This window comes from Streptomyces sp. NPDC093089, assembly GCF_044754405.1.
In the GTDB taxonomy this organism is placed as follows: Bacteria; Actinomycetota; Actinomycetes; order Streptomycetales; family Streptomycetaceae; genus Streptomyces.
This window is the reverse complement of record NZ_JBIVPA010000023.1, coordinates 37,033-59,747: the sequence shown is the minus strand read 5'-3', so window position 1 is coordinate 59,747 and position 22,715 is coordinate 37,033. Positions and strand designations below refer to the sequence as shown.

General features: G+C 72.1%; 26 protein-coding genes. 15 read left to right on the top strand and 11 right to left on the bottom strand.

Features of this window, described 5'->3' with window-relative positions; all coding sequences use genetic code 11:
• The first annotated feature begins 1 nt into the window (after position 1).
• A complete protein-coding gene (locus tag ACIQFX_RS37085) occupies positions 2-589 on the top strand; it encodes a hypothetical protein (RefSeq protein ID WP_402472521.1) in 588 nt (195 codons plus the stop codon).
• Between the two features lie 90 nt (positions 590-679).
• Complete coding sequence (locus ACIQFX_RS37080) at positions 680-1,024, top strand: DUF2516 family protein (RefSeq protein ID WP_402472518.1); 345 nt, start codon at positions 680-682, stop codon at positions 1,022-1,024.
• Between the two features lie 224 nt (positions 1,025-1,248).
• Here the strand turns inward: ACIQFX_RS37080 and ACIQFX_RS37075 are convergent, their stop codons facing one another.
• From ACIQFX_RS37075 to ACIQFX_RS37065, 3 genes are all read right to left on the bottom strand, one after another.
• Positions 1,249-2,496: a PP2C family protein-serine/threonine phosphatase gene (locus tag ACIQFX_RS37075; protein ID WP_402472515.1), complete on the bottom strand. Its 1,248-nt coding sequence runs from the start codon at positions 2,494-2,496 to the stop codon at positions 1,249-1,251.
• 509 nt (positions 2,497-3,005) lie between these two features.
• Positions 3,006-4,055 carry an NlpC/P60 family protein gene (locus ACIQFX_RS37070; RefSeq protein ID WP_402472512.1) on the bottom strand — a complete coding sequence of 350 codons (1,050 nt, stop codon included), beginning with the start codon at positions 4,053-4,055 and terminating at the stop codon, positions 3,006-3,008.
• Between the two features lie 300 nt (positions 4,056-4,355).
• Positions 4,356-5,150 (bottom strand): class I SAM-dependent methyltransferase, encoded by a 795-nt coding sequence (locus tag ACIQFX_RS37065; RefSeq protein ID WP_402472509.1) that lies wholly within the window; start codon positions 5,148-5,150, stop codon positions 4,356-4,358.
• Between the two features lie 321 nt (positions 5,151-5,471).
• Between ACIQFX_RS37065 and mshA the strand changes: the two genes are divergently transcribed.
• Positions 5,472-6,839 (top strand): D-inositol-3-phosphate glycosyltransferase, encoded by a 1,368-nt coding sequence (gene mshA / locus ACIQFX_RS37060; RefSeq protein ID WP_402472507.1) that lies wholly within the window; start codon positions 5,472-5,474, stop codon positions 6,837-6,839.
• Positions 6,832-7,326 carry a YbjN domain-containing protein gene (locus ACIQFX_RS37055; protein WP_017242420.1) on the top strand — a complete coding sequence of 165 codons (495 nt, stop codon included), beginning with the start codon at positions 6,832-6,834 and terminating at the stop codon, positions 7,324-7,326. The genes mshA and ACIQFX_RS37055 overlap by 8 nt, the downstream gene beginning before the upstream one ends.
• Before the next feature lie 63 nt (positions 7,327-7,389).
• Here ACIQFX_RS37055 and ACIQFX_RS37050 read toward each other — a convergent pair whose 3' ends face one another.
• Entirely contained in the window at positions 7,390-8,451 is a 1,062-nt protein-coding gene (locus ACIQFX_RS37050) for an AraC family transcriptional regulator (RefSeq protein WP_402472504.1), read from the bottom strand.
• A 108-nt stretch (positions 8,452-8,559) separates the two neighbouring features.
• Between ACIQFX_RS37050 and ACIQFX_RS37045 the strand changes: the two genes are divergently transcribed.
• On the top strand, positions 8,560-9,486 hold the full coding sequence (locus tag ACIQFX_RS37045; RefSeq protein WP_402472502.1) for an MBL fold metallo-hydrolase: 927 nt from the start codon (positions 8,560-8,562) through the stop codon (positions 9,484-9,486).
• Here ACIQFX_RS37045 and ACIQFX_RS37040 read toward each other — a convergent pair.
• Positions 9,476-10,873, bottom strand: coding sequence for an MDR family MFS transporter (locus tag ACIQFX_RS37040; protein WP_402472500.1), 1,398 nt, complete (start codon positions 10,871-10,873; stop codon positions 9,476-9,478). The two genes, ACIQFX_RS37045 and ACIQFX_RS37040, sit on opposite strands and share 11 nt — an antisense overlap.
• Positions 10,874-10,998: 125 nt before the next feature.
• Between ACIQFX_RS37040 and ACIQFX_RS37035 the strand changes: the two genes are divergently transcribed.
• Positions 10,999-11,757, top strand: coding sequence for a phosphoglyceromutase (locus ACIQFX_RS37035; RefSeq protein ID WP_402472498.1), 759 nt, complete (start codon positions 10,999-11,001; stop codon positions 11,755-11,757).
• An 83-nt stretch (positions 11,758-11,840) separates the two neighbouring features.
• Here the strand turns inward: ACIQFX_RS37035 and ACIQFX_RS37030 are convergent, their stop codons facing one another.
• Together ACIQFX_RS37030 and ACIQFX_RS37025 are read right to left on the bottom strand one after the other, a co-directional pair.
• Complete coding sequence (locus ACIQFX_RS37030; RefSeq protein ID WP_402472497.1) at positions 11,841-12,137, bottom strand: ribosomal protein L7/L12; 297 nt, start codon at positions 12,135-12,137, stop codon at positions 11,841-11,843.
• 16 nt (positions 12,138-12,153) lie between these two features.
• Positions 12,154-12,453 carry a tyrosine-type recombinase/integrase gene (locus ACIQFX_RS37025; protein WP_402472494.1) on the bottom strand — a complete coding sequence of 100 codons (300 nt, stop codon included), beginning with the start codon at positions 12,451-12,453 and terminating at the stop codon, positions 12,154-12,156.
• A 12-nt stretch (positions 12,454-12,465) separates the two neighbouring features.
• Here ACIQFX_RS37025 and ACIQFX_RS37020 point away from each other — a divergent pair, with 12 nt between their 5' ends.
• Entirely contained in the window at positions 12,466-12,687 is a 222-nt protein-coding gene (locus tag ACIQFX_RS37020) for a hypothetical protein (protein WP_402472491.1), read from the top strand.
• A gap of 135 nt (positions 12,688-12,822) precedes the next feature.
• Positions 12,823-13,176: a hypothetical protein gene (locus ACIQFX_RS37015; RefSeq protein WP_402472489.1), complete on the top strand. Its 354-nt coding sequence runs from the start codon at positions 12,823-12,825 to the stop codon at positions 13,174-13,176.
• Positions 13,177-13,268: 92 nt separating this feature from the next.
• Here ACIQFX_RS37015 and ACIQFX_RS37010 read toward each other — a convergent pair whose 3' ends face one another.
• Complete coding sequence (locus ACIQFX_RS37010) at positions 13,269-13,784, bottom strand: hypothetical protein (RefSeq protein ID WP_402472488.1); 516 nt, start codon at positions 13,782-13,784, stop codon at positions 13,269-13,271.
• A 66-nt stretch (positions 13,785-13,850) separates the two neighbouring features.
• On the opposite strand from ACIQFX_RS37010, the gene ACIQFX_RS37005 reads away from it, so the two are divergent.
• A complete protein-coding gene (locus ACIQFX_RS37005; protein WP_402472485.1) occupies positions 13,851-14,327 on the top strand; it encodes a GNAT family N-acetyltransferase in 477 nt (158 codons plus the stop codon).
• Positions 14,328-14,369: 42 nt separating this feature from the next.
• Here the strand turns inward: ACIQFX_RS37005 and ACIQFX_RS37000 are convergent, their stop codons facing one another.
• Positions 14,370-14,531, bottom strand: a complete 162-nt coding sequence (locus ACIQFX_RS37000) for a hypothetical protein (RefSeq protein WP_017242430.1) — start codon at positions 14,529-14,531, stop codon at positions 14,370-14,372.
• Between the two features lie 229 nt (positions 14,532-14,760).
• Complete coding sequence (phoU, locus tag ACIQFX_RS36995) at positions 14,761-15,441, bottom strand: phosphate signaling complex protein PhoU (RefSeq protein ID WP_033203724.1); 681 nt, start codon at positions 15,439-15,441, stop codon at positions 14,761-14,763.
• A 263-nt stretch (positions 15,442-15,704) separates the two neighbouring features.
• Here phoU and ACIQFX_RS36990 point away from each other — a divergent pair, with 263 nt between their 5' ends.
• Positions 15,705-16,934, top strand: a complete 1,230-nt coding sequence (locus ACIQFX_RS36990; RefSeq protein ID WP_402472483.1) for a sensor histidine kinase — start codon at positions 15,705-15,707, stop codon at positions 16,932-16,934.
• Positions 16,931-17,611, top strand: coding sequence for a response regulator transcription factor (locus ACIQFX_RS36985; protein WP_017242433.1), 681 nt, complete (start codon positions 16,931-16,933; stop codon positions 17,609-17,611). The genes ACIQFX_RS36990 and ACIQFX_RS36985 overlap by 4 nt, the downstream gene beginning before the upstream one ends.
• A 174-nt stretch (positions 17,612-17,785) precedes the next feature.
• On the opposite strand, the gene ACIQFX_RS36980 is transcribed toward ACIQFX_RS36985, so the two are convergent.
• On the bottom strand, positions 17,786-18,406 hold the full coding sequence (locus tag ACIQFX_RS36980; RefSeq protein ID WP_402472481.1) for a DUF461 domain-containing protein: 621 nt from the start codon (positions 18,404-18,406) through the stop codon (positions 17,786-17,788).
• A gap of 641 nt (positions 18,407-19,047) precedes the next feature.
• Between ACIQFX_RS36980 and ACIQFX_RS36975 the strand changes: the two genes are divergently transcribed.
• From ACIQFX_RS36975 to cysS, 4 genes are all read left to right on the top strand, one after another.
• Positions 19,048-19,530 (top strand): CarD family transcriptional regulator, encoded by a 483-nt coding sequence (locus ACIQFX_RS36975; RefSeq protein WP_003953493.1) that lies wholly within the window; start codon positions 19,048-19,050, stop codon positions 19,528-19,530.
• A 330-nt stretch (positions 19,531-19,860) separates the two neighbouring features.
• Positions 19,861-20,610 carry a 2-C-methyl-D-erythritol 4-phosphate cytidylyltransferase gene (gene ispD, locus ACIQFX_RS36970; RefSeq protein WP_402472478.1) on the top strand — a complete coding sequence of 250 codons (750 nt, stop codon included), beginning with the start codon at positions 19,861-19,863 and terminating at the stop codon, positions 20,608-20,610.
• Positions 20,600-21,163 (top strand): 2-C-methyl-D-erythritol 2,4-cyclodiphosphate synthase, encoded by a 564-nt coding sequence (gene ispF / locus ACIQFX_RS36965; RefSeq protein WP_402472476.1) that lies wholly within the window; start codon positions 20,600-20,602, stop codon positions 21,161-21,163. The genes ispD and ispF overlap by 11 nt, the downstream gene beginning before the upstream one ends.
• Positions 21,164-21,266: 103 nt before the next feature.
• A complete protein-coding gene (gene cysS, locus ACIQFX_RS36960; protein WP_402472474.1) occupies positions 21,267-22,667 on the top strand; it encodes a cysteine--tRNA ligase in 1,401 nt (466 codons plus the stop codon).
• Positions 22,668-22,715 lie beyond the last annotated feature (48 nt).

Sequence of the window (22,715 nt, the reverse complement as noted above, 5' to 3'; positions counted from 1 at the left end):
CATGGCCATCATCGACGAACTGCGTACCCCTCTCTTCTTCGCCGCCGGCACCGCCGACCTCGTCGCGCAGCAGGCCAAGAAGGTGCCCGGCCTGATCGAGCAGCTCGCCGCCGAGGCGCCCGCCCGCATCGAGGCCGTACGGAAGACCGACCCGAAGGCCGTGCAGGAGAAGGTGGCAGCGCAGGCCAAGGAGGCCCAGGTCACCGTCCAGTCGAAGTTCGTCGAGGTCGTCGGCGTCCTGGACACGGACCTGAAGAAGCTCGGTGAGACCGCCCAGGACCTCGCCCTGCGCGGGGTCGGCGTCGCCGCCGAGTACGCCGTGAAGGCGCGCGAGAAGTACGAGGAGGTCGCCGCGCACGGCGAGGAGGCCGTGAGGTCCTGGCGGGGCGAGGCAGCCGAGGAGATCGTCGAGATCGCCGTCGTCGTCGAGCCGGGGACTTCCGCGACCGAGCCGGAGGCGGAGGCTTCCGTGACCGAGCCGGAGACCGCGGAGGCGGCCGCCGCGAAGGCTCCCGCGAAGAAGTCCACCGCCCGCAAGGCTCCCGCCAAGAAGGCCGCGGCCGAGAAGGTCGCCGCCGAGAAGGAGTAGGTCGGGGCACCATTACGGGTACCTGGTGCGTTGTACCGGGTACCTTGGCCGCGAGGCGCTCTCTCCCCTCTTCACTAGGCGGTGCTCAGCATGTTGCGCGCGGGATTCGACTCCCTTCTCTTCCTGGTGATGTTCCTGGTCTTCACCGGCTTCGCGGTCGCCGCGCTCGTCTTCGCCGCGATGGCGCGCGAGGATGCCTACCGCGCGGCCGAGAAGCAGACGAAGAAGTTCTGGCTGATCGTCCTGGGCATCAACCTCGCCCTGAACCTGCTCCTGCCGATGCTGTTCCTGCAGATCGCCGGCCTCATCGCCGCCATCGTGTTCATGGTGGACGTGCGCCCCGCGCTCGCGCAGGTGTCCGGCGGAGGCCGGGGCCGCCGCGGCGGCGGCTCCAGCAGCGACGGGCCGTACGGCCCCTACAACGGCGGCCGCTAGCGACCCACCGGCGCGGGTCCGTTCCCCGGACCCGCGCGACGACCGTACGGAACGGACAGGGCCTGGGGACCAACCCCGGGCCCTGACCCCTTTCCGGGCCGGGAGGGCTCGCGACCGACCACCGGGCCTCGCGACCGACCACCGGGCCCTGACCCCTTTTCCGGGCCGGGAGGCCTCGCGACCGACCACCGGGCCGTGTTTTCTTCCGGCGCCGGACGGGCTTGCTACCCCCGGGTCCTGTCCCGGTCCCTGTCCCTCTCCAGGGCCAGGACCGCGACGTCGTCGGTGAGCTCGCCGCCGTTCAGCGACCTGACCTCCGTGACGGCCGCCTCCAGGAGCTCCTCGCCGCGCAGGCCCGAGGTGAGCTGGCGGTTGATCATCGTGACCATGCCGTCCTGGCCGAGCCGGGGCGAGCCGGGGCCGGCCGAGCGGCCCTCGATGAGGCCGTCCGTGTACATGAGGAGGCTCCACGCCCCGCCGAGCTCCACCTGGCGGCGGGGCCAGCGGGCGCGCGGCAGCAGGCCGAGGGCCGGGCCGCCGTCCTCGTACGGGAGGAGCCGGGCGGCCCGGTCCTGCCGGGCGATCAGGGGGGAGGGGTGGCCGGCCAGGCAGAGGCCCGCCCGGCGTCCGTCGGGCGCGATGTCGACGGTGCAGAGCGTCGCGAAGATCTCCTCGTTCTCCCGCTCGTGTTCGAGGACCTGCTGCATGGTCGAGAGCAGTTCGTCGCCGCACAGGCCCGCGAAGGTGAGGGCCCGCCACGCGATCCGCAGCTCGACGCCGAGCGCGGCCTCGTCGGGGCCGTGCCCGCAGACGTCGCCGATCATGGCGTGGACGGTGCCGTCGGGCGTGCGCACGACGTCGTAGAAGTCGCCGCCGAGCAGCGCGCGGGAGCGGCCGGGGCGGTAGTGGGCCGCGAACCGCAGGTCGGAGCCCTCCAGGAGCGGCGTGGGGAGCAGTCCGCGTTCCAGCCGGGCGTTCTCCTGGGCGCGGAGGCGGGACTCGGCCAGCTTCACCTGGACGGCGTCGGCACGCTTGCGTTCGACCGCGTACCGGATGGCACGGCTGAGCAGCCGCCCGTCGAGCTCCTCGCGGAAGAGGTGGTCCTGGGCCCCGACCCGTACGGCCTCGGCCGCGAGTTCGGCGTCCGCCGAGGCGGCGAGGGCGAGGACGGCGTGGCGCGGGGCGAGGCGCAGGATGTGCCGCAGGGGTGCGAGCGGGTCTTCGCCCGCGGCGGCCCTGGGGCCGGGCAGGGAGAGGTCGACGAGGACGCAGTGGACGTCGTCGGTGAGGAGCCGCTCGGCCTCGGTGAGGTTGCGGGCGGTACGGATGCGGACCCGGGTGCCTGCGGCGTCGGCCGCGTCGAGCAGTTCGGGTACGGCGAGGGCACCCGCCGGGTCGTCCTCGACGACCAGGAGGGTGAGATCGGTGCGATCGGAGCGATCGGTGCCTGCGACGGTGGCTGTGCCTGTCATAGCGGTGGCGTCCATAGGGGTGGCCTCGCCGGGTCCCGCAGCTGCAGAGACGATTCTCTGACGCGGTAGCGATACGGGCATCGGTCCGGTTTTCCTTCCCTCCCCCCGAGGGTGATCAGGGCGCCGGGTGGCGTCCCGCCCGTCCCGGACCCTAGCGGTAGGGCGGTGCGCAGCGGAATGGTGATCGAGGAGCGGGCACCCGCGACGCCCTTGGCATATGCCGCGGAAGGGGAGGTACTTGCCCCGGCGGGCCGCGCCGGAGGCCTCCGCCGCAATGAGAAACGTCACGCCCCACCGGCGCTGCGGGCCCGAACCTCCGCCGTGGGGGCGGTCACATCCGGTGGGTCGCCGTCCGCTCCGGTCACATCCGGCCCGGTCACATCCCGCCCTGTCGGCTGGCCGTCGTCCTGTCGGCTGACCGCCCTGCCGACTGACCGCCCTGCCGACTGACCGCCCCGTCGGCTGACGGCCCTGTCGGCCGACGGGCCCCCTCGCCCGGCCCGCTCCCGTCACACCGGGCGGACGACGCCCAGGATCTCCATGGAGCCCGCACCCGCGAGGGTGATGTTCCGGCCGGGGCGGGGGGCGTGCACGATCGCGCCGTTCCCGACGTACATGCCGATGTGGCTGGCGTCCTTGAAGTAGACGATCAGGTCGCCCGGTCGCATGTCCTTGATGTCCACCCGGGGGAGGAGCCGCCACTGCTCCTGCGAGGTGCGGGGGATGCCGAGGCCGGCCGCGCCCCAGGCGCTCTGGGTCAGCCCGGAGCAGTCGAACGTGCCCGGTCCCTCGGCGCCCCACTCGTACGGCTTGCCGATCTGGGCCGTCGCGAACGCGATGGCCTTCTTGGCCTCGGCCGTCGTGTCGCCCTTCAGGCCGGTGAGGACGCCGGTGCCGAGCCAGGTCGTCTGGGCGCGGTACTGCGCCTGCTCCTCCAGGCGCCGCAGCCGCTCCCGCTCCTCGGCGGCGAGCTCGGACTCCAGCTTCTTCGCCGCGGCGATCTTGTCGGTGATCTCCTTCTTCGCCTTGGCCTGCCGGACGCGGTTGGCCTCCAGCTTGGTCCAGTTCTCGCCGGCGTCCTTGGCGTAGACGTCCAACTGGGCCTGGGCGCGGTTCATCTCGCCGAGGAGGTCCGTGGTGGCCTTCGCCCCGGCCTTGAGCCGGCCCGCCGTGTCGAGGAAGAGCTGCGGGTCGTCGGTGAGGACGAGCTGCGCGCCGTCCGGGAGCCCGCCGTTGCGGTACTGGGCGCGGGCGGCGGCGCCGGCCCTGGCCTTGAGGGCCTCGATCCGCGCGCGGCCGGCCACGATCAGCCCGGCGACCTGGACGATCTCGGCGGACTGCTCCTTGGTCTTCTCCTCGGCGAGGTTGTACGCGTCGGTGGCGGCGGCGGCCTGCCGGTACAGGACGTCTATCTCCTTGCGCACCTCCTCCAGGCTCTTCTTCGGCGGCGGAGGCGGGAGCGGCGACGCGGACGCCTGGAGGGTGAGCGCGGGCGAGGCCAGCACGGTCAGGGCGCAGATCAGGGTGATCGCGGCAGTGGCGTGGCGGCGTCGGTTCACGAGCTCCCCCTCGAGTGAACAAATCTGATTTACCGTCAGTAACTTGTCGGTGACCTTGGCGATAGTGCCATGCGAAACCGGAAAGCAACAGGGGAAACCAGGGCCTGTCGGGCCTGATCCCCCCAGGGGTGACGGCCGATGCGCGCGAGGCGTTCCCTACGTACCGGAAATTCCGCGGGAGTTGGGGAGAACGACGGCTATCACCCGGAACCGGAACCGGGACCGAACTAGGACCGAACTAGGACCAGGACCAGGACCAGGACCAGGACCAGGACCAGGACCAGGCCCGGGATCTTCCCCTCACCCGCGTGGCGCCAGCGCCTCCCACCGCACCGTGACCTCGCCCTGTCGCCACCGCCGCGGCCCGTCGGCCAGCGGCCAGTCGGCGGCCAGGTCGCGGACGGAGCGGATCCACCGCTGCCGTGCGCCCAGGGAGGCGTACGGGGCGGCCGCGGCCCACGCGCGGTCGAAGTCCCGCAGGAAGGCGTGCACCGGCTCGCCCGGCACGTTGCGGTGGATCAGCGCCTTCGGCAGCCGCTCCGCCAGGTCCGAGGGGCGTTCGAGCGAGCCGAGCCGGGTCGCGAAGGTCACCGTGCGGGGCCCGTCCGCGTCGAGCGCCACCCACACGTGCCGGCGCCCGATCTCGTCGCAGGTGCCCTCGACCAGCAGGCCCCCGGGCGCGAGCCTGCCGCGCAGCCGCGCCCACACGGCCGCGACCTGCACCTCGTCGTACTGGCGCAGCACGTTCGCCGCCCGGATCAGGGCGACCGGGCCGGGCACGGGCACCTCGAAACCGCCGTGCACGAAGGAGAGGCCCTCGTGCTCGTACGGCTTCGCCGCCTCGACCCGGGCCGGTTCGATCTCGATCCCGTACAGCCGGGTGCGGGGCTCGGCGGTCCGCAGGCGGGCCAGGAGCTCGACGGCGGTCCAGGGGGCGGCCCCGTAACCGAGGTCGACGGCGAGCGGCGGTTCGGCGGAGCGGCGCAGCGCCGGGCCGTGGACGGCGGCGATCCAGCGGTCCATGCGGCGCAGGCGGTTGGGGTTCGTGGTCCCGCGGGTCGGTGTGCCGACGGGGCGGGTGGTGCGCGGGGCCATGCCACGAGCGTACGGGGTGGGGAGAGGAGTGGCGGGAGGGGCTCGGCGCCTCCCGCCACGGCAACGAATTGGCAAAGCGTGCCCGCCCCCGGAAATGAAAGGGGTCATTCCGGTGTTGTGGCGGCTGGAGGACGTAGCACGCCCTCCTGGAGTCGTGCCCGAGACGGGCTCGACGCCCTGTTCGACCAGCTCAGCCAGCTCTACCCGGTTCCACCTCAGCTCCACCCCAGCTGAGCCGGCTCCACCCGGCTCAGCCAGTTCCACCCAGCTCCACCCCAGCTCAGCCCGCCAGCTCAGCCCCCGAGCGGAAGGACCGCCGACGTGAGCCAGTACGTGTCCCGGTTCGCCGGAACCCGGCACCGGCACCCGGCACCGCCCAGGCTCCGGCTCCCCGGCCGGAACCGCGTCCCACGGCGGGTGGCCATGCTCAGCGTGCACACCTCGCCGCTGCACCAGCCGGGCACCGGCGACGCGGGCGGCATGAACGTCTACATCGTCGAGCTGGCCAGGCGCCTCGCCGCCATCGACATCGAGGTGGAGATCTTCACCCGGGCCACCACCGGCGGGCTGCCGCCGGTCGTCGAGCTGACCCCCGGCGTGCTCGTACGGCACGTGGACGCCGGTCCGTACGAGGGTCTGGCCAAGGAGGAGCTGCCGGCCCAGCTCTGCGCCTTCACACACGGCGTGATGCAGGCGTGGGCGGGCCACCGCCCCGGCCACTACGACCTCGTCCACTCCCACTACTGGCTCTCCGGCCACGTCGGCTGGCTCGCCGCCGAACGCTGGGGCGTCCCGCTCGTCCACGCCATGCACACCATGGCGAAGGTCAAGAACGCGGCGCTCGCCGAGGGCGACACGCCCGAGCCCGCCGCGCGGGTCATCGGCGAGACGCAGATCGTGTCCGCCGCCGACCGGCTGATCGCCAACACGGCCGAGGAGGCCGACGAGCTCGCCCGCTTCTACGACGCCGACCCCGGAAAGATCGCCGTCGTCCACCCGGGCGTGAACCTCGACCACTTCCGCCCCGCCGACGGCCGCGCCGCGGCCCGCGCCCGGCTCGGCCTCCCGCAGGACGCCTTCATCCCGGTCTTCGCCGGCCGGATACAGCCGCTGAAGGCCCCGGACATCCTGCTGCGCGCCGCCGCGCTGCTCCTGGAGCGGGATCCCTCGCTGCGCTCCCGCATGGTCGTCCCGGTGGTCGGCGGCCCCAGCGGCAGCGGCCTCGCGAAGCCGGAGCAGCTGCAGAAGCTGGCCGCCCGGCTCGGCATCGCGGACGTCGTGCGCTTCCACCCGCCGGTGGGCCAGGACCGGCTGGCGGACTGGTTCCGCGCGGCCAGCGTCCTCGTCATGCCCTCGTACAGCGAGTCCTTCGGTCTCGTCGCGATCGAGGCGCAGGCGGCCGGCACCCCCGTCGTCGCGGCGGCGGTCGGCGGTCTGCCCGTCGCCGTGCGGGACGACGTGACCGGTTTCCTCGTCCAGGGCCACGACCCGGCGGACTACGCCGGCGCGCTCGGCCGGTTCGCGGCCGACCCGGACCTGACGGCCCGGATGGGCGCGGCGGCGGCCCGGCACGCCGGCTCCTTCGGCTGGGACACGGCCGCCTCGGGCACGGCGGACGTCTACACGGCCGCCATGCACGACCACCGGCTGCGCGAGAACCGCCGTCGCGTACGCTCGCACCATGGCTGAGGACGTTCGGCGGATCATCGAGGACACGTTCAACGACGCCGAGCTGGAGTGGGAGTCCCCGGAGCCCGGCTCGTACGTCGTGAAACTCCCGGGCACGCGCAAGCTGTTCACCACGCTCTCGCTCCGGGTGGGGCGCCACTCCCTCTCGCTGAACGCCTTCGTGATCCGCCACCCGGACGAGAACGAGGCGGGCGTCCACCGCTGGCTGCTCGAACGCAACCTCAAGCTGTACGGGGTGGGTTACGCGGTCGACGGCCTCGGCGACGTCTACCTGGCCGGCAAGCTCCCCCTCTCCGCCGTCACCCCCGACGAACTCGACCGGCTGCTCGGCTCCGTCCTGGAGGCCTCGGACGGCGACTTCAACACGCTCCTGGAACTGGGCTTCGCCTCGGCGATCCGCCGCGAGTACGAGTGGCGGGTCTCGCGCGGCGAGTCGACCCGCAACCTCGACGCGTTCAAGAACCTGACCCAGAAGCCCGCGAACTGACCCGACGCCCGCGGCCCGGTCCTCAGCCGTGGGCGCCCGGTCGTTCCGGCGGCGACCCGGCCCTCAGTCCGAGGTGACCGGGTCGTTCCGGTAGCGGCCCGGCGTCGTGCCGAACTCGCGGCGGAAGGCGTGCGAGAGGGCGTACGGCGAGGCGTAGCCGACGCGGCGGGCGACGGTGGCCAGCGGCTCCCGGGTGTCCCGGAGCAGTGCGGCGGCGCGGGTCAGCCGCCACCAGGTGAGGTACGCCATCGGGGGCCTGCCCACGAGGGCGGTGAACCGGCGGGCCAGGGTGGGGCGGGAGACGCCCGCCTCGGCCGCGAGCCGGTCGACGGTCCAGGGGGCGGCCGGGTCGGAGTGCAGCGCGCGCAGCGCCGCCGCGGCCACCGGGTCGCCCAGGACGGCCGGCCACCCTCCGGCCGTGCTCCCGGCCATCCAGGACCGGATCATGTAGACGAACAGCAGGTCGAGCAGGCTCGGGAGCGCGAGGGACGAGCCGGGCCGCCGCGCGTCCAGCTCTCCCCCCAGCAGGCCGATGGCGGCCCGGAGCTCGGGGCCGCCGCCGTGACCGGGCAGGTGGACGAGCGGCGGAAGCTCCGCGAGCAAGGGATGCGCGTGGCTGCGGTCGAGCCGGTACTTGCCGCAGAGCATCTCGACCTCGCGCGCGCCGTCGTGAGGACCGCCGATCTCGCGTGCCACGGCTTCGCTCGCGTCGTCGTACGGAGCGCCGGGCCACGGCGCTGCGGTCTCGCTCACGCCGTCGTACGGAGCGCCGGGCCACGGCGCTGCGGTCTCGCTCGCGTCGTCGTACGCCCGCGGCGGGCGCGGGAGGTTCTCGTCGGCCCACCGGGCGAAGGACACCGCCCGTGCCACCGTCGCCGCGTCGGCGGGCGCGTCGGCGATGACGTGCCCGGTGCCGTGCGGCAGCAGCACCGCGTCCCCCGCGCCGAGCACGACCGGTTCGCCGCCGTCGGGCAGCAGCCAGCAGCTGCCCCGCAGCACGACGTGGAAGCCGGCCCCGTCGTACGGGTCGAGCCGCGCGCACCAGCGGCCGCCGACCCGCACCCGCTCCGAGAACGGCTGCCCGATGCGTACGGCTGCGATCGCGTCGCTCACCACGTCCCTCATGCCCGGGAGCGTACCTCCGGCCACGGCACCGGAGTTGAGCTTCTTGCGCATCGGAAGGAGCGGAAAGAGCATTGAGAGGCTCGATCGCCCCTCCCTACTGTCGGTCGCATGACGAACGAGAACGCACGGAGCATCGTCCTGGGGAACGTCGAGGTCATCCGGATCGTCGAGTGGCAGGGGCCGTTCGCGCCCGCTCGCGCCCTCGTGCCGGACGCAGGGGCGGAGGTGTGGAAGGACAACGAGGAGTGGCTGGCGCCGGACCACTGGACGCCGGACACCGACGACGCGGTGATGGCGCTGCAGACCTGGGTGCTGCGCAGCGGGGGCCGGACCGTCCTGGTGGACACCGGGGTGGGCGACGGGCGCGAGCGGCCGCACTCGCCGCACTTCCACCGGCGGCGGGACGGTTTCGTCGGCCGTCTGGAGCGGGCGGGCGTACGGCCCGAGGACGTCGACGTCGTCGTCAACACCCATCTGCACGCGGACCACGTCGGCTGGAACACGTACGACGAAGGAGGGGAGTGGGCGCCGACGTTCCCGAACGCCCGGTACCTCCTCCCGGCCGCCGACGACTTCCACTTCGGCCCGGAGAACGCGTACGGCGCCGGCCGCCAGGAGGAGGACCGGCTCGTCTACGAGGACAGTGTGGCGCCCGTACACCGCGCGGGTCTGGTCACGCTCTGGGACGGGACCCACCGCATCGACGAGAACCTCGTCCTGGAGTCCGCGCCCGGTCACACCCCCGGCTCCGCCGTCCTGCGGCTCGCCTCCGGGACCGACCGCGCGGTCTTCGTCGGAGACCTCCTCCACAGCCCCGTGCAGATCCTCGACCCCGCACACGCCAGCTGCTTCTGCCTGGATCCCGCCCGCGCCGCGACCAGCCGCCGCCGGATCCTCGAAAGGGCCGCGGACGAGCGGGAACTGGTCGTGCCCGCGCACTTCGGCGGGGCGGGGGCCACCGAAGTGCGCAGGCAGGGGCAGGGGTTCGCCCTGGCCGGGTGGGCGTCCTACGAGGCCGACCGGATCAGGCGCTGACCGAAGGGGACTTCCCGGTGTCCTTGCCGTCGACGTCCGCGAGGTCGGTGCGGTCGGCGAGTTCGGCGCTGTCCGTGAGGGCGGCGAGTTCGGTGCGGTCCGTGAGGGCGAGTTCGGGGTGGTCCCCGAGGTCGGCGATCTCCGTACGGTCCGTGACCTTCGGCAGGTCGGGCTCCTCGGCGAGGGCCTTCCGCAGCCGGATGAAGTAGCCGACGGCGGCGACGACGCCGATCGCGGCCGTCGCCGCCCACAGGACGTCGGGGCCGGGACCGTCGACGATCGCGCCGGCGCCGATCGGGGCGACGAAGCCGGCGACGGCCCAGGACATGCCCATCACGCCCTGGTAGCGGCCCCGGGCGTGCTCGGGAGCGAGGCGGGCGGTGGCGGCGGCGTTCGTCGGGACGTGGATCATCTCGCCGATGGTCCACACGACCACCGTCGCGGCGAAGGCGACGGAGGAGCCGGCGAGCGCGGTGGCGCCCGTGCCCAGCGCGAAGAGGAGGGAGGAGAGGCTCAGGAGGACGACGGGGGAGCGCTTGTCGGTCAGCTTGTTGACGAGCAGCTGGAAGCCGACGATCACGATGCCGTTGACGGCGATGACGACGCCGTACGCGGACGGGGCCAGGCCTTGGCCGGCCATCGTCAGGGGCAGACCGATCCAGGGGGCGGTGAAGACGAGGCAGACGAGGAGGTTCAGCAGCACGAGCGTGCGGAACGGAGCGTCGCGCAGCACGGTCAGCATGCTGACCTTCTCCTCCGCGATCGGCTCGCCCTTCGCGTCGGACGCGGCCTCGGGCCGGGTCTCCGGCAGCCGCAGGAAGACGATGACGGCGCACAGCACGGTGGCGACGGCGTCGACGAGGAAGAGGGTGCGGTAGCCGAGGAAGGTCGCGGCGCCGCCGCCGATGGCGGCGATGGCGAAGCCGAGGTTGAGGGCCCAGTAGTTGAGGGCGTACGCCCGGCGCACGTCGTGGGCGGGGACCATGTCGGCGATGGCGGCGTTGATGGAGGGCCGGACGGCCTGCATGGCGACGCCCATGAGGAGCACGACCGCGGCGATGCCCCAGGCGCTGGTGACGAAGGCCAGTGCGGCGGCGCAGGCGGCGGCCGCCAGGTGCATCGTGATCATGGTGGGGCGCCGGCCCCAGCGGTCGGTGAGCACGCCGCCGAGCGGCGAGCCGGCGACGCCGCCGAGGCCGTGCAGGGCGACGACGAGACCGGCGAACCACGCGGAGTGCCCGAGCTCGACCGTCAGGTAGAGGGAGAGGAACGTCAGGACGAAGGCCCCGGTCCGATTGACGAGGGTCGACAGCCAGAGCCACCAGAATCCCTGGGGGAAGCCGGACACCGTCGTACGGGCTGATCGTCTGAGCGAAGCGATGGTCATGTGTGGCGGTCCCCTGCTGTGCGTAAGCCCTGCATCCGGCTCTCGTAACTTACGCATCTCATACGTCGGACGCCAACGGATTGACGACGCGCGTCAATCGTCAGCGGTCGATTAGGCTCGTACGCATGGCCGACGCACCGTACAAGCTGATCCTCCTCCGCCACGGCGAGAGCGAGTGGAACGAGAAGAATCTGTTCACCGGATGGGTGGACGTGAACCTCACCGCGAAGGGCGAGAAGGAGGCGACGCGCGGCGGCGAGCTGCTCAAGGACGCCGGCCTGCTCCCCGACGTGCTGCACACCTCCCTCCAGAAGCGCGCCATCCGCACCGCGCAGCTCGCCCTCGAGTCGGCCGACCGCCACTGGATCCCGGTCAACCGCTCCTGGCGTCTGAACGAGCGCCACTACGGCGCCCTCCAGGGCAAGGACAAGGCCCAGACCCTCGCCGAGTTCGGCGAGGAGCAGTTCATGCTGTGGCGCCGCTCCTACGACACCCCGCCGCCGGCGCTCTCCGACGACAGCGAGTACTCGCAGGCCCACGACGCCCGCTACGCGACGATCCCCCCGGAGCTGCGCCCGCGGACCGAGTGCCTCAAGGACGTCGTCGAGCGCATGCTCCCCTACTGGTACGACAACATCGTCCCGGACCTCCTCGCCGGCCGCACGGTCCTCGTCGCCGCCCACGGCAACAGCCTCCGCGCCCTCGTCAAGCACCTCGACGGCATCTCCGACGCCGACATCGCCGGCCTCAACATCCCCACCGGCATCCCCCTCTCGTACGAGCTCGACGAGAACTTCAAGCCCCTCAACCCCGGCGGCACCTACCTCGACCCGGACGCCGCCGCGGCCGCCATCGAGGCCGTCAAGAACCAGGGCAAGAAGTAACCTTCACTCACGAAAGAGCCCCCTACCTGCGGTTTCTCCGCTGGGAGGGGGCTTCTTCGTGGGCTGGAGCCGTCTGGGGGCCGTCAGGGGGACGGGGCCGCCCAACGCTCGGGCTCCGGCTCCTGCCTCGCTTCGGCCAGGGCGCCGGCACTCCGGAGTACGGCGACAGCGTCGTCTGCCAGGTCCTGGGGGCGATCTTCAAGGACAGCGACTGGGGCCCGCCGCATCAGTACCTTGCTGTGCCAGAGGCTCAGCCCCGTCACCTCGCGCACAGCCCGGACCACGTCCCTCTCGCGCGGCCCGCAGTCGAGGAGCACGACGGCATAGGACGGGTCGTCACAGATCAACGTGAAGTACTCGGCCACGTCCTCGTCATCCATCGCGTCCCCCGGTTCCTTAGTGATGGGGAGCGTAAGCGTCCGGGAAGACGGCAGCCACGGCTTTTCGGGTGCGCTCCCGGCTGCTCGGCATGAGGTGGGCGTACACCCGCAGAGTCAGGCCCGGATCGGAGTGGCCCAGGTACTCCGCCAAGGCCTTGATGTTCTCTCCGGCGTCCAGGAGCAACGACGCGTAGAAGTGCCGGAGCGCGTGCATCCCGTGCTCGCGCGCTGCCGCGTACGTCTCCTCGCCCTCCTCGCGCTCCGGGATGACGCCGGCCGCCGCGAGGGCGGGCTTCCACTGGTCGGTGTTGAACATGCCTCGCCATACGTGGTTGCCCAGAGGAGCGGTGAAGAGAGCCGCTGGGCCCTCGACCAGGCCGCGTACGTCACGGTCACCGACCCGATCGTCGCCAGCACCGAGAACCAGCGGATCGGGGTCCAGGAGCTCGTCGACTGGGTCGCCGCGCATCCCGACTCGGGGCTCGTGTTCCGCTACCAGACCGGCGACGACGGTGCGATCCACCGCCTCGAGCAGGTCTTCACCCCCTAGGTCCGTTCGGAATCGGGCCGATCGGGCCGATCGGGTGAGGGCGAAACCTTCCGGCCGTGGTGCGCCGCTTGCGGGGCGGGGGGAGGGGTTAGGGGTGGGGTGACCTTGGTCGTTCCCACCGAAACGAGAACCTTCGTGCGTCTCCGCCACTCCGTCGCCGCCGTCTGCGGCGCGCTCGCCCTCACCGCCACCCTGGCCACGCCCGCGAACGCCGCCGCCGGCGACTTCGGTTACGGGTTCGTCGGCATCAGCGGCGACCCGCAGCGGGTCACCCTGCACGAACCGGCCAGCGACGTGTGCGTCACCCTCCCCGAGGCCGCGGACCCGGGTTCCTCCGCCCCCGCGTTCGCGCCGCACAACGACACCGACGCGTTCGCCGTCGTCTTCACCGGGTCCGACTGCACGGGCGACTCGTGGACCCTGCACCCCCACGGCCGCCCGGCCGGCGACCGGTTGAAGCTCCGCTCGGTGGTGTTCGTCAGCCCGTAGGGGGTGTCCGACGGGTACGGCTCCACGCCCCGCGCCCCCTGTCCTCAGGGGCGACCGGCCCCAGGGGCGACCGGCCTCAGGGGCGACCCGGATCAGAAGCCCTCGCACGCCTTCGCGCGGAAGTCGTCGAGGGAGACCGTTCGGACCTCGTCGCCCCGCTGGTACCGCACCTGACCCGGTACGAGCTTCGCCAGGTCGACCGTGGTGAAGAGGACCGAGGTCGTGGACCAGGAGTTGCCCTCGGTCCAGCCGTAGAGGCCGTACTGCTGTCCGGGGACGAGGGGGGCGAGCGGCTTCTCCGCCGTCCAGCCGTCGGCGGGGGAGCCGAGGGACCAGCTGGTGAAGTCGGTGACCGGGGTGTCGTGGTTCCAGACGCCGGTGGGGTCCGGGTCGCCGGTGGGGTCCGGGCCGCCGGCGGCGTCGTCGTAGGGGTGGACGAGCGCCCCGTCGATCCGGTCGTGGCACATCCGGATCACGCCGAGGGGCTTCCCGTCCGCCGTCACCGCGATGCCGGCGACCCCCGCGATCGGCACGGTGCAGCCGGCGAGGGCACCCAGGGCGGGGAGTACGGCCAGGGCCAGGAGGACGCGGAGCGGGCGGACGGTCATCGGCCCATCCTGGCGGGGTCCGATAATCGGGGGCGGAGAGTGCGGTGAATCGTTACCGTCCGGTCCATGAACACGAGTGCGTCGCTCCGCCTGGAGCCGGTCACCCCCGCCAACGTCGACGCCGCCGTCGCCCTGCGCGTCCACCCGCACCAGGAGCGCAACGTGGCGTCCGTCGAGCGCTCGCTCGCGGAGGCGTACGCCTTCGGGGAGACGGCGTGGCCGCGGCTGGTGTTCGACGGCGAGGAGCTCGTCGGCTTCGTCATGGCCTTCCTCGACATCCCGTGGGACGAGAAGAAGGACCCGACCGACCGCCGCAGCGGCCTCTGGCGCCTGAACATCGGTGCCGGGGGACAGGGCAAGGGGTACGGGCGGTTCGCCGTCGAAGCCGTACGCGACGAGCTGCTGCGGCGCGGGGAACGGCGGCTGTACGTGACCTGGGAGCCGGGCGAGGACGGGCCCGGCGAGTTCTACCGCCGACTGGGCTTCCGTACGACCGGCGAGGTCAGCGGCGGCCAGACGGTCGGCGTGCTCGACATCGGGTGAGCGTGAGGGGCGGGGTGCGGCCGCACCCCACCCCTCACGCGGTCAGCCCGAGCAGCCGCCGCACTGGCAGGGCGAGCCCGACTGGCAGCCGCAGCCGCAGCCCGAGCCGCAGCCGCAGGCGCCGAGCACCGGCAGGAACACCGCCTCGCGCGGCGCCTCCGCGCCGGACTCGGTCGTCATCGGGGACATCGGGGATTCGGCCATGAGGGTCCCTCCCTATTCGAGGCGTGCGTCGCCTCCCCCCATTGCATGCCCACTCGCCCGGGCGCATCAACGGCGCATCGGAGCCCGCGCGCCGATGCGCCCTCGCCCGCCCCGCGCCCGCCCCCCGACGGTGCACGCGCCCCCGGTCGCGTACACGCCCCCCGAGCGTGTACGCGCCCCCCGGTCGCGTACACGCCCCCTGTTGTTCCGCCCGATGTTCCGCCCGCGGTTACGCGCCCTCGACCGGGGCGTCCGCGGCCTGGAGCTCGTCGGCGTGCTCGCCGGTCACGAGGTAGACGACGCGCTTCGCGACGGACACCGCGTGGTCGGCGAACCGCTCGTAGTAGCGGCCGAGCAGCGTCACGTCCACGGCGGTCTCGATGCCGTGCTTCCAGCGGTCGTCCATGAGGTGCTGGAAGAGCGTGCGGTGCAGCAGGTCCATCTCGTCGTCGTCCTGCTCCAGCTGGAGCGCCAGGTCGACGTCCTTCGTGATGATGACCTCGGCGGCCTTCGCCATCAGGCGCTGCGCCAGCTGCCCCATCTCGAGGATCGTGGCGTGGAGGTCCCGCGGGACCGCCGTGTCCGGGAACCGCAGCCGGGCCAGCTTGGCCACGTGCTGGGCGAGGTCGCCGGAGCGCTCCAGGTCGGCGCTCATCCGCAGCGAGGTCACCACGATGCGCAGATCCGTCGCCACCGGCTGCTGGCGGGCGAGCAGCGCTATCGCCCGCGCCTCCAGGTCGTGCTGGAGGTCGTCGACCTTCTGGTCCGCCGCGATCACGCTCTCCGCGAGCTTCAGATCCGCGTCGAGCATCGCCGTCGTGGCGCGCCCGATCGCCGACCCGACGAGCCGGGCCATCTCGACCAGGCTTTCGCCGATCGAGTCGAGTTCCTCGTGGTACGCGTCCCGCATGGATGTCCCTCTCTACGCAATGCTCCGGGGTCCGGGTGGGGCTAGGACCCCCACGTTGCCACGTTCGGCCCCCTACGCGTCCGGTTCCGACACCTGACGTGAACCGGCACTTTCCCCGAGGTGAACTCTGGGCGACGCGCGCCGCCACCGTCTCCGGGCAAATGAACCACCCCCGTCTCCTCGGTGAACTCTGGGCGACGACTGTTCGAGCAGCCGCTCGGACGGCTGGGAGAGTGTCCGTCGCCCCGCATAACCTTGAGGGCATGGACGTGAACGCGGCGGTCGCCGCATTGGCAGCGATCGCCGGACTGTGCACCGGCGTGATCGCCATGTTGGCGTTCCGCTGGAGCGAACGCGACCACGCGCGCCCCACCCGTACCTCCCTGCACACCGACGCCGTGCTCCCGCCCGGCGTCGACACCGTGCTGTCCGTGCTGCGCTCCTCCGCGGTCGTCCTCGACGAGAGCGACTCCGTGGTGAAGGCCAGCTCCGCGGCGTACGCGCTGGGCCTGGTCCGGGGCGGCAAGCTGGCCATCGAACCCATGCTCAACATGGCCCGCGACACCCGCCGCGACGGAGAGATACGGCAGGTCGAACTGGACCTGGCCCGGCGCGGCACCGGACGCGGCGAGGCCCTCGCCGTCTCCGCCCGGGTCGCCCCGCTGGGCTCGCGGCTCGTGCTGCTCCTGGTCGAGGACCTCACGGAGGCCCGCCGCATCGAAGCGGTGCGGCGCGACTTCGTGGCCAACGTCAGCCATGAGCTCAAGACCCCGACGGGCGCGCTCTCGCTGCTCTCCGAGGCCGTCATGGACGCCTCGGACGACCCCGAGGCGGTCACCCGCTTCGCCGGCCGCATGCAGATCGAGGCGACCCGCCTCACCAACCTCGTACAGGAGCTCATCGACCTCTCCCGCGTGCAGAACGACGACCCGCTGGAGGACTCCGAGCCGGTGTCCGTGGACGAGCTGGTCGCGGAGGCGATCGACCGCTCCCGGCACACCGCCACCACCAAGCAGATCACCATGGCGTCCGGCGGTACCGCCGACCTGCGGGTCTGGGGCAGCCGCGGCCAGCTCGCCGCCGCCCTCGGCAACCTCGTCGAGAACGCCGTCAACTACTCACCGGCCCACACCCGCGTCGGCATCGCGGCCCGCAAGATCGCCGCGCCCGGCGGCGACCTGATCGAGATAGCCGTCACCGACCAGGGCATCGGCATCCCCGACAAGGACAAGGAGCGCGTCTTCGAGCGCTTCTACCGCGTCGACCCGGCCCGCTCCCGCGCCACCGGCGGTACGGGGCTCGGCCTGGCCATCGTGAAGCACGTGGCCGCCTCGCACGGCGGGGAGGTCACCGTCTGGAGCACCGAGGGTCAGGGCTCCACCTTCACCCTGCGGCTGCCCGAGGCGGGCTCCGCACGGGACCGCCGGCCCGTCTCCTCCCCCACCCCTGATCTCATGACCGAACCGCTCCCCGCCCCGGAGGTCCTTCCGTGACCCGAGTGCTTGTCGTCGAGGATGAGGAATCCTTCAGCGACGCCCTGTCGTACATGCTCCGCAAGGAGGGCTTCGAGGTCGCCGTCGCGGCGACCGGACCCGACGGCCTCGACGAGTTCGAGCGCAACGGAGCCGACCTCGTCCTCCTCGACCTGATGCTTCCGGGCCTTCCCGGTACCGAGGTGTGCCGCCAGCTGCGCGGCCGCTCGAACGTCCCGGTCATCATGGTGACCGCCAAGGACAGCGAGATCGACAAGGTCGTCGGCCTGGAGATAGGAGCCGACGACTACGTGACGAAGCCCTTCTCCTCGCGCGAGCTGGTCGCCCGCATCCGCGCGGTGCTCCGCCGCCGCGGCGAGCCGGAGGAGGTCACCCCGGCGGCCCTGGAGGCCGGCCCGGTCCGCATGGACGTCGACCGCCACGTGGTGACGGTCTCGGGCGGCAAGGTCGACCTGCCGCTGAAGGAGTTCGACCTCCTGGAGATGCTGCTGCGCAACGCGGGCCGCGTCCTGACCCGCATGCAGCTCATCGACCGGGTCTGGGGCGCCGACTACGTCGGCGACACCAAGACCCTCGACGTCCACGTCAAGCGCCTCCGCGCGAAGATCGAACCCGACCCCGGCGCCCCGCGCTACCTGGTGACGGTCCGCGGCCTCGGCTACAAGTTCGAGCCGTAGACCTCAGACGCATGCGGCATGCCGCCCTGGCCGACGCGGCCGACGCGGCCGGCGCGTGCGCGTGCGGTGCAGCGCGTGCGCGTGCGGCCCGGCGCGTGAGCGCGCAGAGCGGCGCCTGTACGTGAAGAGGGGCGCCCCCCCGGTCGGGGGGCGCCCCTCTTCACGTCTGTGCGGTCAGTGACCGGCCGAGTGGCTCGCCTCGCCCGTGGGCTCGGCGCCGTGCTCGCCCTCGGCGGACGCGGAGGCCGAGGCGGTCGGCGTGGCGCCCGGCGGGGCCGGGACGATGCTCGGGCCGAAGTCCTTGAAGTAGCTGGTCGCCGGGACGACGAAGGCCTCCAGGCTGACGTCGCCGGTCTTGCTCAGCTTGAAGACGACCTTCTGGGCGTCGCCGTTGCGGGCCTCGGCGAGGCCGTTCTCGACCACGGCGGAGGCGTTGCCGTCGCCGCCGATGACGACGGAGCCGAGCGCCGGGACGGTGATCGGGCCGGAGCCCTCGGCCGCCTGCAGCTTCACGGTGCCGAGCGTGCCCGGGAGCGTGATCGACTCGATGACCTGGGGCAGGTTGCCGTTGTTGAAGACGGTGGCCGAGACGACGGCCGGGCCCTTGACGCCGATCTCGGGCTGGGTGATCACCAGCGCGTTCTGGATCTTGACGTCGTCCACGGTGACGGCGGCGTTGTCCGGCCGCACTCCCAGCGTCTGCGCGTTGTTGCCGGCACCACAGGCGGACAGTGCGGCGGTGGAGAGAACGATGGCGGTGGCGGCGAGGGCGCCGCGTCGAAGGCTGCGGCTCACGGCGGCGGCATCTCCTAGGACGTACGGACGGGCTTGGGGACTAAGGAACAACTAAAGGTGTGTCAGCGCGCTTAGGTTACCGAGCCGCACTCTCCGTCCCGCACCCGACCCGCCCCTAACCGGCCGCGCGCGTCTCCCGGGCCGCCCGGGGCACGCACCTCGGGGGCGGTCCGCCGGCCCGTCAGACCCCCGTCGGCCATCGGCCGCCGTGGCTGGAACACGACTCATTGACCTGTTGTTCACATAAGCGCCTTGATCAATTCGGGGGTCGCCGCGCATTACCCGGAGTCGTACCTCCGGAAAATCGCGGACCGGGGTCGGCTGATCAATTACGGAATCCCCGCCGGATGCATCCGTACGAGTGGTCGATCCTCGAACGGAGTACGTGAAGAAGGCCACTCCGAACCAGACAAATCGGGACATCGAGCGTCCCTCCAGGGCTCTCGGGTATGTGTAACGTGCGCGTTTCTCTCTGTCCACGCAGCCGCTCCGACCTGCGAATACCGCCTTCCGGAAGCCCTCCGCAGCACGTCCGTGATGCCGTTGTCAAGCCCCGAGATATGCCCTGACCTGCGAAAACGCCATTCAGAAGAAGCCGAATCCGTGTTACCCTGGATAGCCACGGAAGGGGTACCTGTCACATGACGTTCAAGGTTGGCGACACCGTGGTCTATCCCCATCACGGGGCCGCGCTGATCGAGGCCATCGAAACTCGCCAGATCAAAGGCGTGGACAAGACCTACTTGGTGCTCAAGGTCGCGCAGGGCGACCTGACTGTTCGCGTGCCTGCGGACAATGCGGAGTTCGTCGGTGTGCGCGACGTGGTCGGGCAGGACGGGCTGGACCGGGTCTTCGAGGTGCTGCGTGCGCCGTACGCCGAAGAGCCGACGAACTGGTCCCGTCGCTACAAGGCAAATCTCGAGAAGCTCGCCTCCGGCGATGTCATCAAGGTCGCCGAAGTAGTCCGCGACCTGTGGCGGCGCGAGCGCGAGCGCGGGCTCTCCGCAGGTGAGAAGCGCATGCTTGCCAAGGCTCGGCAGATCCTGGTGAGCGAGCTCGCCCTCGCGGAGAACACGAACGAGGACAAGGCCGAGGCTCTCCTCGACGAGGTCCTCGCGTCCTGAGCGTGCTCTGACGACGTCCGAGCGCGCTACCAAGTGAAGCGATGCCGCGGCGCCCGCTGGCGTGCTGTGATCCACACAGTGCCGTCGTCGGGCGCTGCGGCATGTTCGCGTACGAACGCGGAGCGTACGCGCGGCCGTACGCACACGGGCACGATCACGTGTGCGCACCGCTGAGAAAGAACCCGCACCCCCTGTTACGTCCGAACCCCTGTGCCCGGGCGGCCACGCCTCGACCGTCGTCACGGAAAGGGCCCGGTCAAGGCGGAGCGTCCGGCACGGTGAGGCCATACCCATGTCGGCCGCGGAAACAAACCTGCCGGAGTGCAACCGATGTCAGACGAAGCGCGTCCTCCTCGTACCGCTGTGGTGATCCCGGCGGCCGGACGGGGCGTACGCCTCGGCCCGGGCGCCCCCAAGGCGCTGCGCGCGCTGAACGGCACCCCCATGCTCATCCACGCCGTCCGCGCGATGGCCGCCTCCCGCGCGGTCTCGCTGGTCGTCGTGGTCGCCCCCTCCGACGGCGCCGCCGAGGTCAAGAACCTCCTCGACGCCCACGCCCTCCCCGAGCGCACCGACTACCTCGTCGTGCCCGGCGGCGACACCCGCCAGGAGTCCGTGCACCTCGGCCTCCAGGCGCTCCCCGAGGGCATCACCACCGTCCTCGTCCACGACGCCGCCCGCCCCCTCGTCCCGGTCGACACCGTGGACGCGGTCATCGAGGCCGTGCGGGACGGGGCCGTCGCCGTCGTCCCCGCGCTGCCCGTCGCCGACACCGTCAAGGAGGTCGAACCGGCCGCGAAGCCCGGCGACCCCGAGCAGGTCGTCGCCACCCCGGTCCGCGCCCGCCTCCGCGCCGTCCAGACCCCGCAGGGCTTCGACCACGACACGCTGGTCAACGCCCACGCCACCATCGCCCTCGCCGGCGAGGGCGCCACCGACGACGCCGGTATGGTCGAGCGGCTCGGCGCGCCCGTCGTCGTCGTGCCCGGTCACGAAGAGGCCTTCAAGGTGACCCGCCCACTCGACCTCGTCCTCGCCGAGGCCGTACTCGCCCGCAGGAGGGCCAACGATGGCTTCTGAGCCGACGCAGCCGACGCAGCCCGCACACCGGACGCCGCCGGCGCCGCCGGCGCAGCCGGTGATCCTTCCCCGTACCGGCATCGGCACCGACGTGCACGCCTTCGAGGAGGGCCGCGAACTCTGGTGCGCCGGCCTGCTCTGGGACGCCGCCGACAGCGACGGGTACGGACTCGCCGGGCACTCGGACGGCGACGTCGCCGCCCACGCCGCCTGCGACGCGCTGTTCTCCGCCGCCGGCATCGGCGACCTCGGCGCCCACTTCGGCACCTCCCGGCCGGAGTGGTCCGGCGCCTCCGGCGTCACCCTCCTCGCCGAGGCCGCCCGGATCGTCCGTGCCGAGGGGTACGAGATCGGGAACATCGCCGTCCAGGTGGTCGGCGTCCGCCCCAAGGTCGGCAAGCGCCGCGACGAGGCGCAGAAGGCCCTGAGCGCCGCGGCCGGCGCGCCCGTCTCCGTCTCCGGCACCACCACCGACGGACTCGGCCTCACGGGGCGCGCCGAGGGCCTCGCCGCCCTGGCGACCGCCCTCGTGTACCCCGTAACCGCCCCCTAGTTCGCCCCCAACCCCCTCGTACGCCCCCGGTGGCGGTGAAAAACGTCGCCGGGGATGGCGAACCGGGGGCGGGGCACCACCACACGCCCACTACCCTGGAGTGGTGACTATTCGCCTGTACGACACCAGCGCCCGGCAGATCCGTGACTTCACCCCGCTCACGCCGGGCTGCGTCTCGATCTACCTCTGTGGCGCCACCGTGCAGGCGGCCCCGCACATCGGCCACATCCGGTCGGGGCTGAACTTCGACATCATGCGCCGCTGGTTCGCGTACCGCGGCTACGACGTCACGTTCGTCCGCAACGTCACCGACATCGACGACAAGATCATCAGGAAGGGCGCCGAGCAGGGCCGCCCCTGGTGGTCCATCGGCTACGAGAACGAGCGCGCGTTCAACGCCGGTTACGAGGCCCTCGGCTGCCTCCCGCCGACCTACGAGCCCCGCGCCACCGGCCACGTCCCCGAGATGATCGAGATGATGCGCGGTCTGATCGAGCGCGGTCACGCGTACGAGGCCGACGGCAGCGTCTACTTCGACGTGCGCTCCTTCCCGGGCTACCTGGAGCTGTCCAACCAGGACATCGACGACCTGCGGCAGCCCGCCGAGGACGGCATCACCGGCAAGCGCGACCCGCGCGACTTCGCCATGTGGAAGGCGACCAAGCCGGGCGAGCCCGACTGGGAGACCCCGTGGGGCCGCGGCCGTCCCGGCTGGCACCTGGAGTGCTCGGCCATGGCGCACAAGTACCTGGGCTCCGCCTTCGACATCCACGGCGGCGGCCTCGACCTGATCTTCCCCCACCACGAGAACGAGATCGCCCAGGCCAAGGCCTTCGGCGACGACTTCGCCTCGTACTGGGTGCACAACGCCTGGGTCACCATGAGCGGCGAGAAGATGTCGAAGTCGCTCGGCAACAGCGTGCTGGTGTCCGAGATGGTGAAGAACTGGCGCCCCATCGTCCTCCGCTACTACCTGGGCACCCCGCACTACCGGTCGATGATCGAGTACAGCGAGGAGTCCCTGCGCGAGGCCGAGTCGGCGTTCGCCCGGATCGAGGGCTTCGTCCAGCGCGCCACCGAGAAGGCCGGGGCGCCCGTCGCCCCCGCCGCCGAGGTGCCGCCGGCCTTCGCCGAGGCCATGGACGACGACCTGGGCGTGCCGCACGCGCTCGCGATCATCCACACCACCGTCCGCCAGGGCAACAGCGCCCTCGCTGCGGACGACAAGGACGAGGCCATCGCCCGCCTCGCCGAGGTCCGCGCCATGCTCGGCGTCCTCGGCCTGGACCCGCTCGACCCGCACTGGGCCGAGGAGACGGGTGGCGGCGAGGAGCTCCACGGCGTCGTCGACACCCTCGTGCGGCTCGTGCTCCAGCAGCGCGAGTCGGCCCGTGAGCGCAAGGACTGGGCGACCGCGGACGCGATCCGCGACCAGCTCACCCAGTCCGGCCTCGCCATCGAGGACAGCCCCGACGGCCCCCGCTGGACGCTGGGCAACCGTTAGAAGACGTGCCGCTCGGGACACCGGGCGGCACACTTCAGTTACAGACTT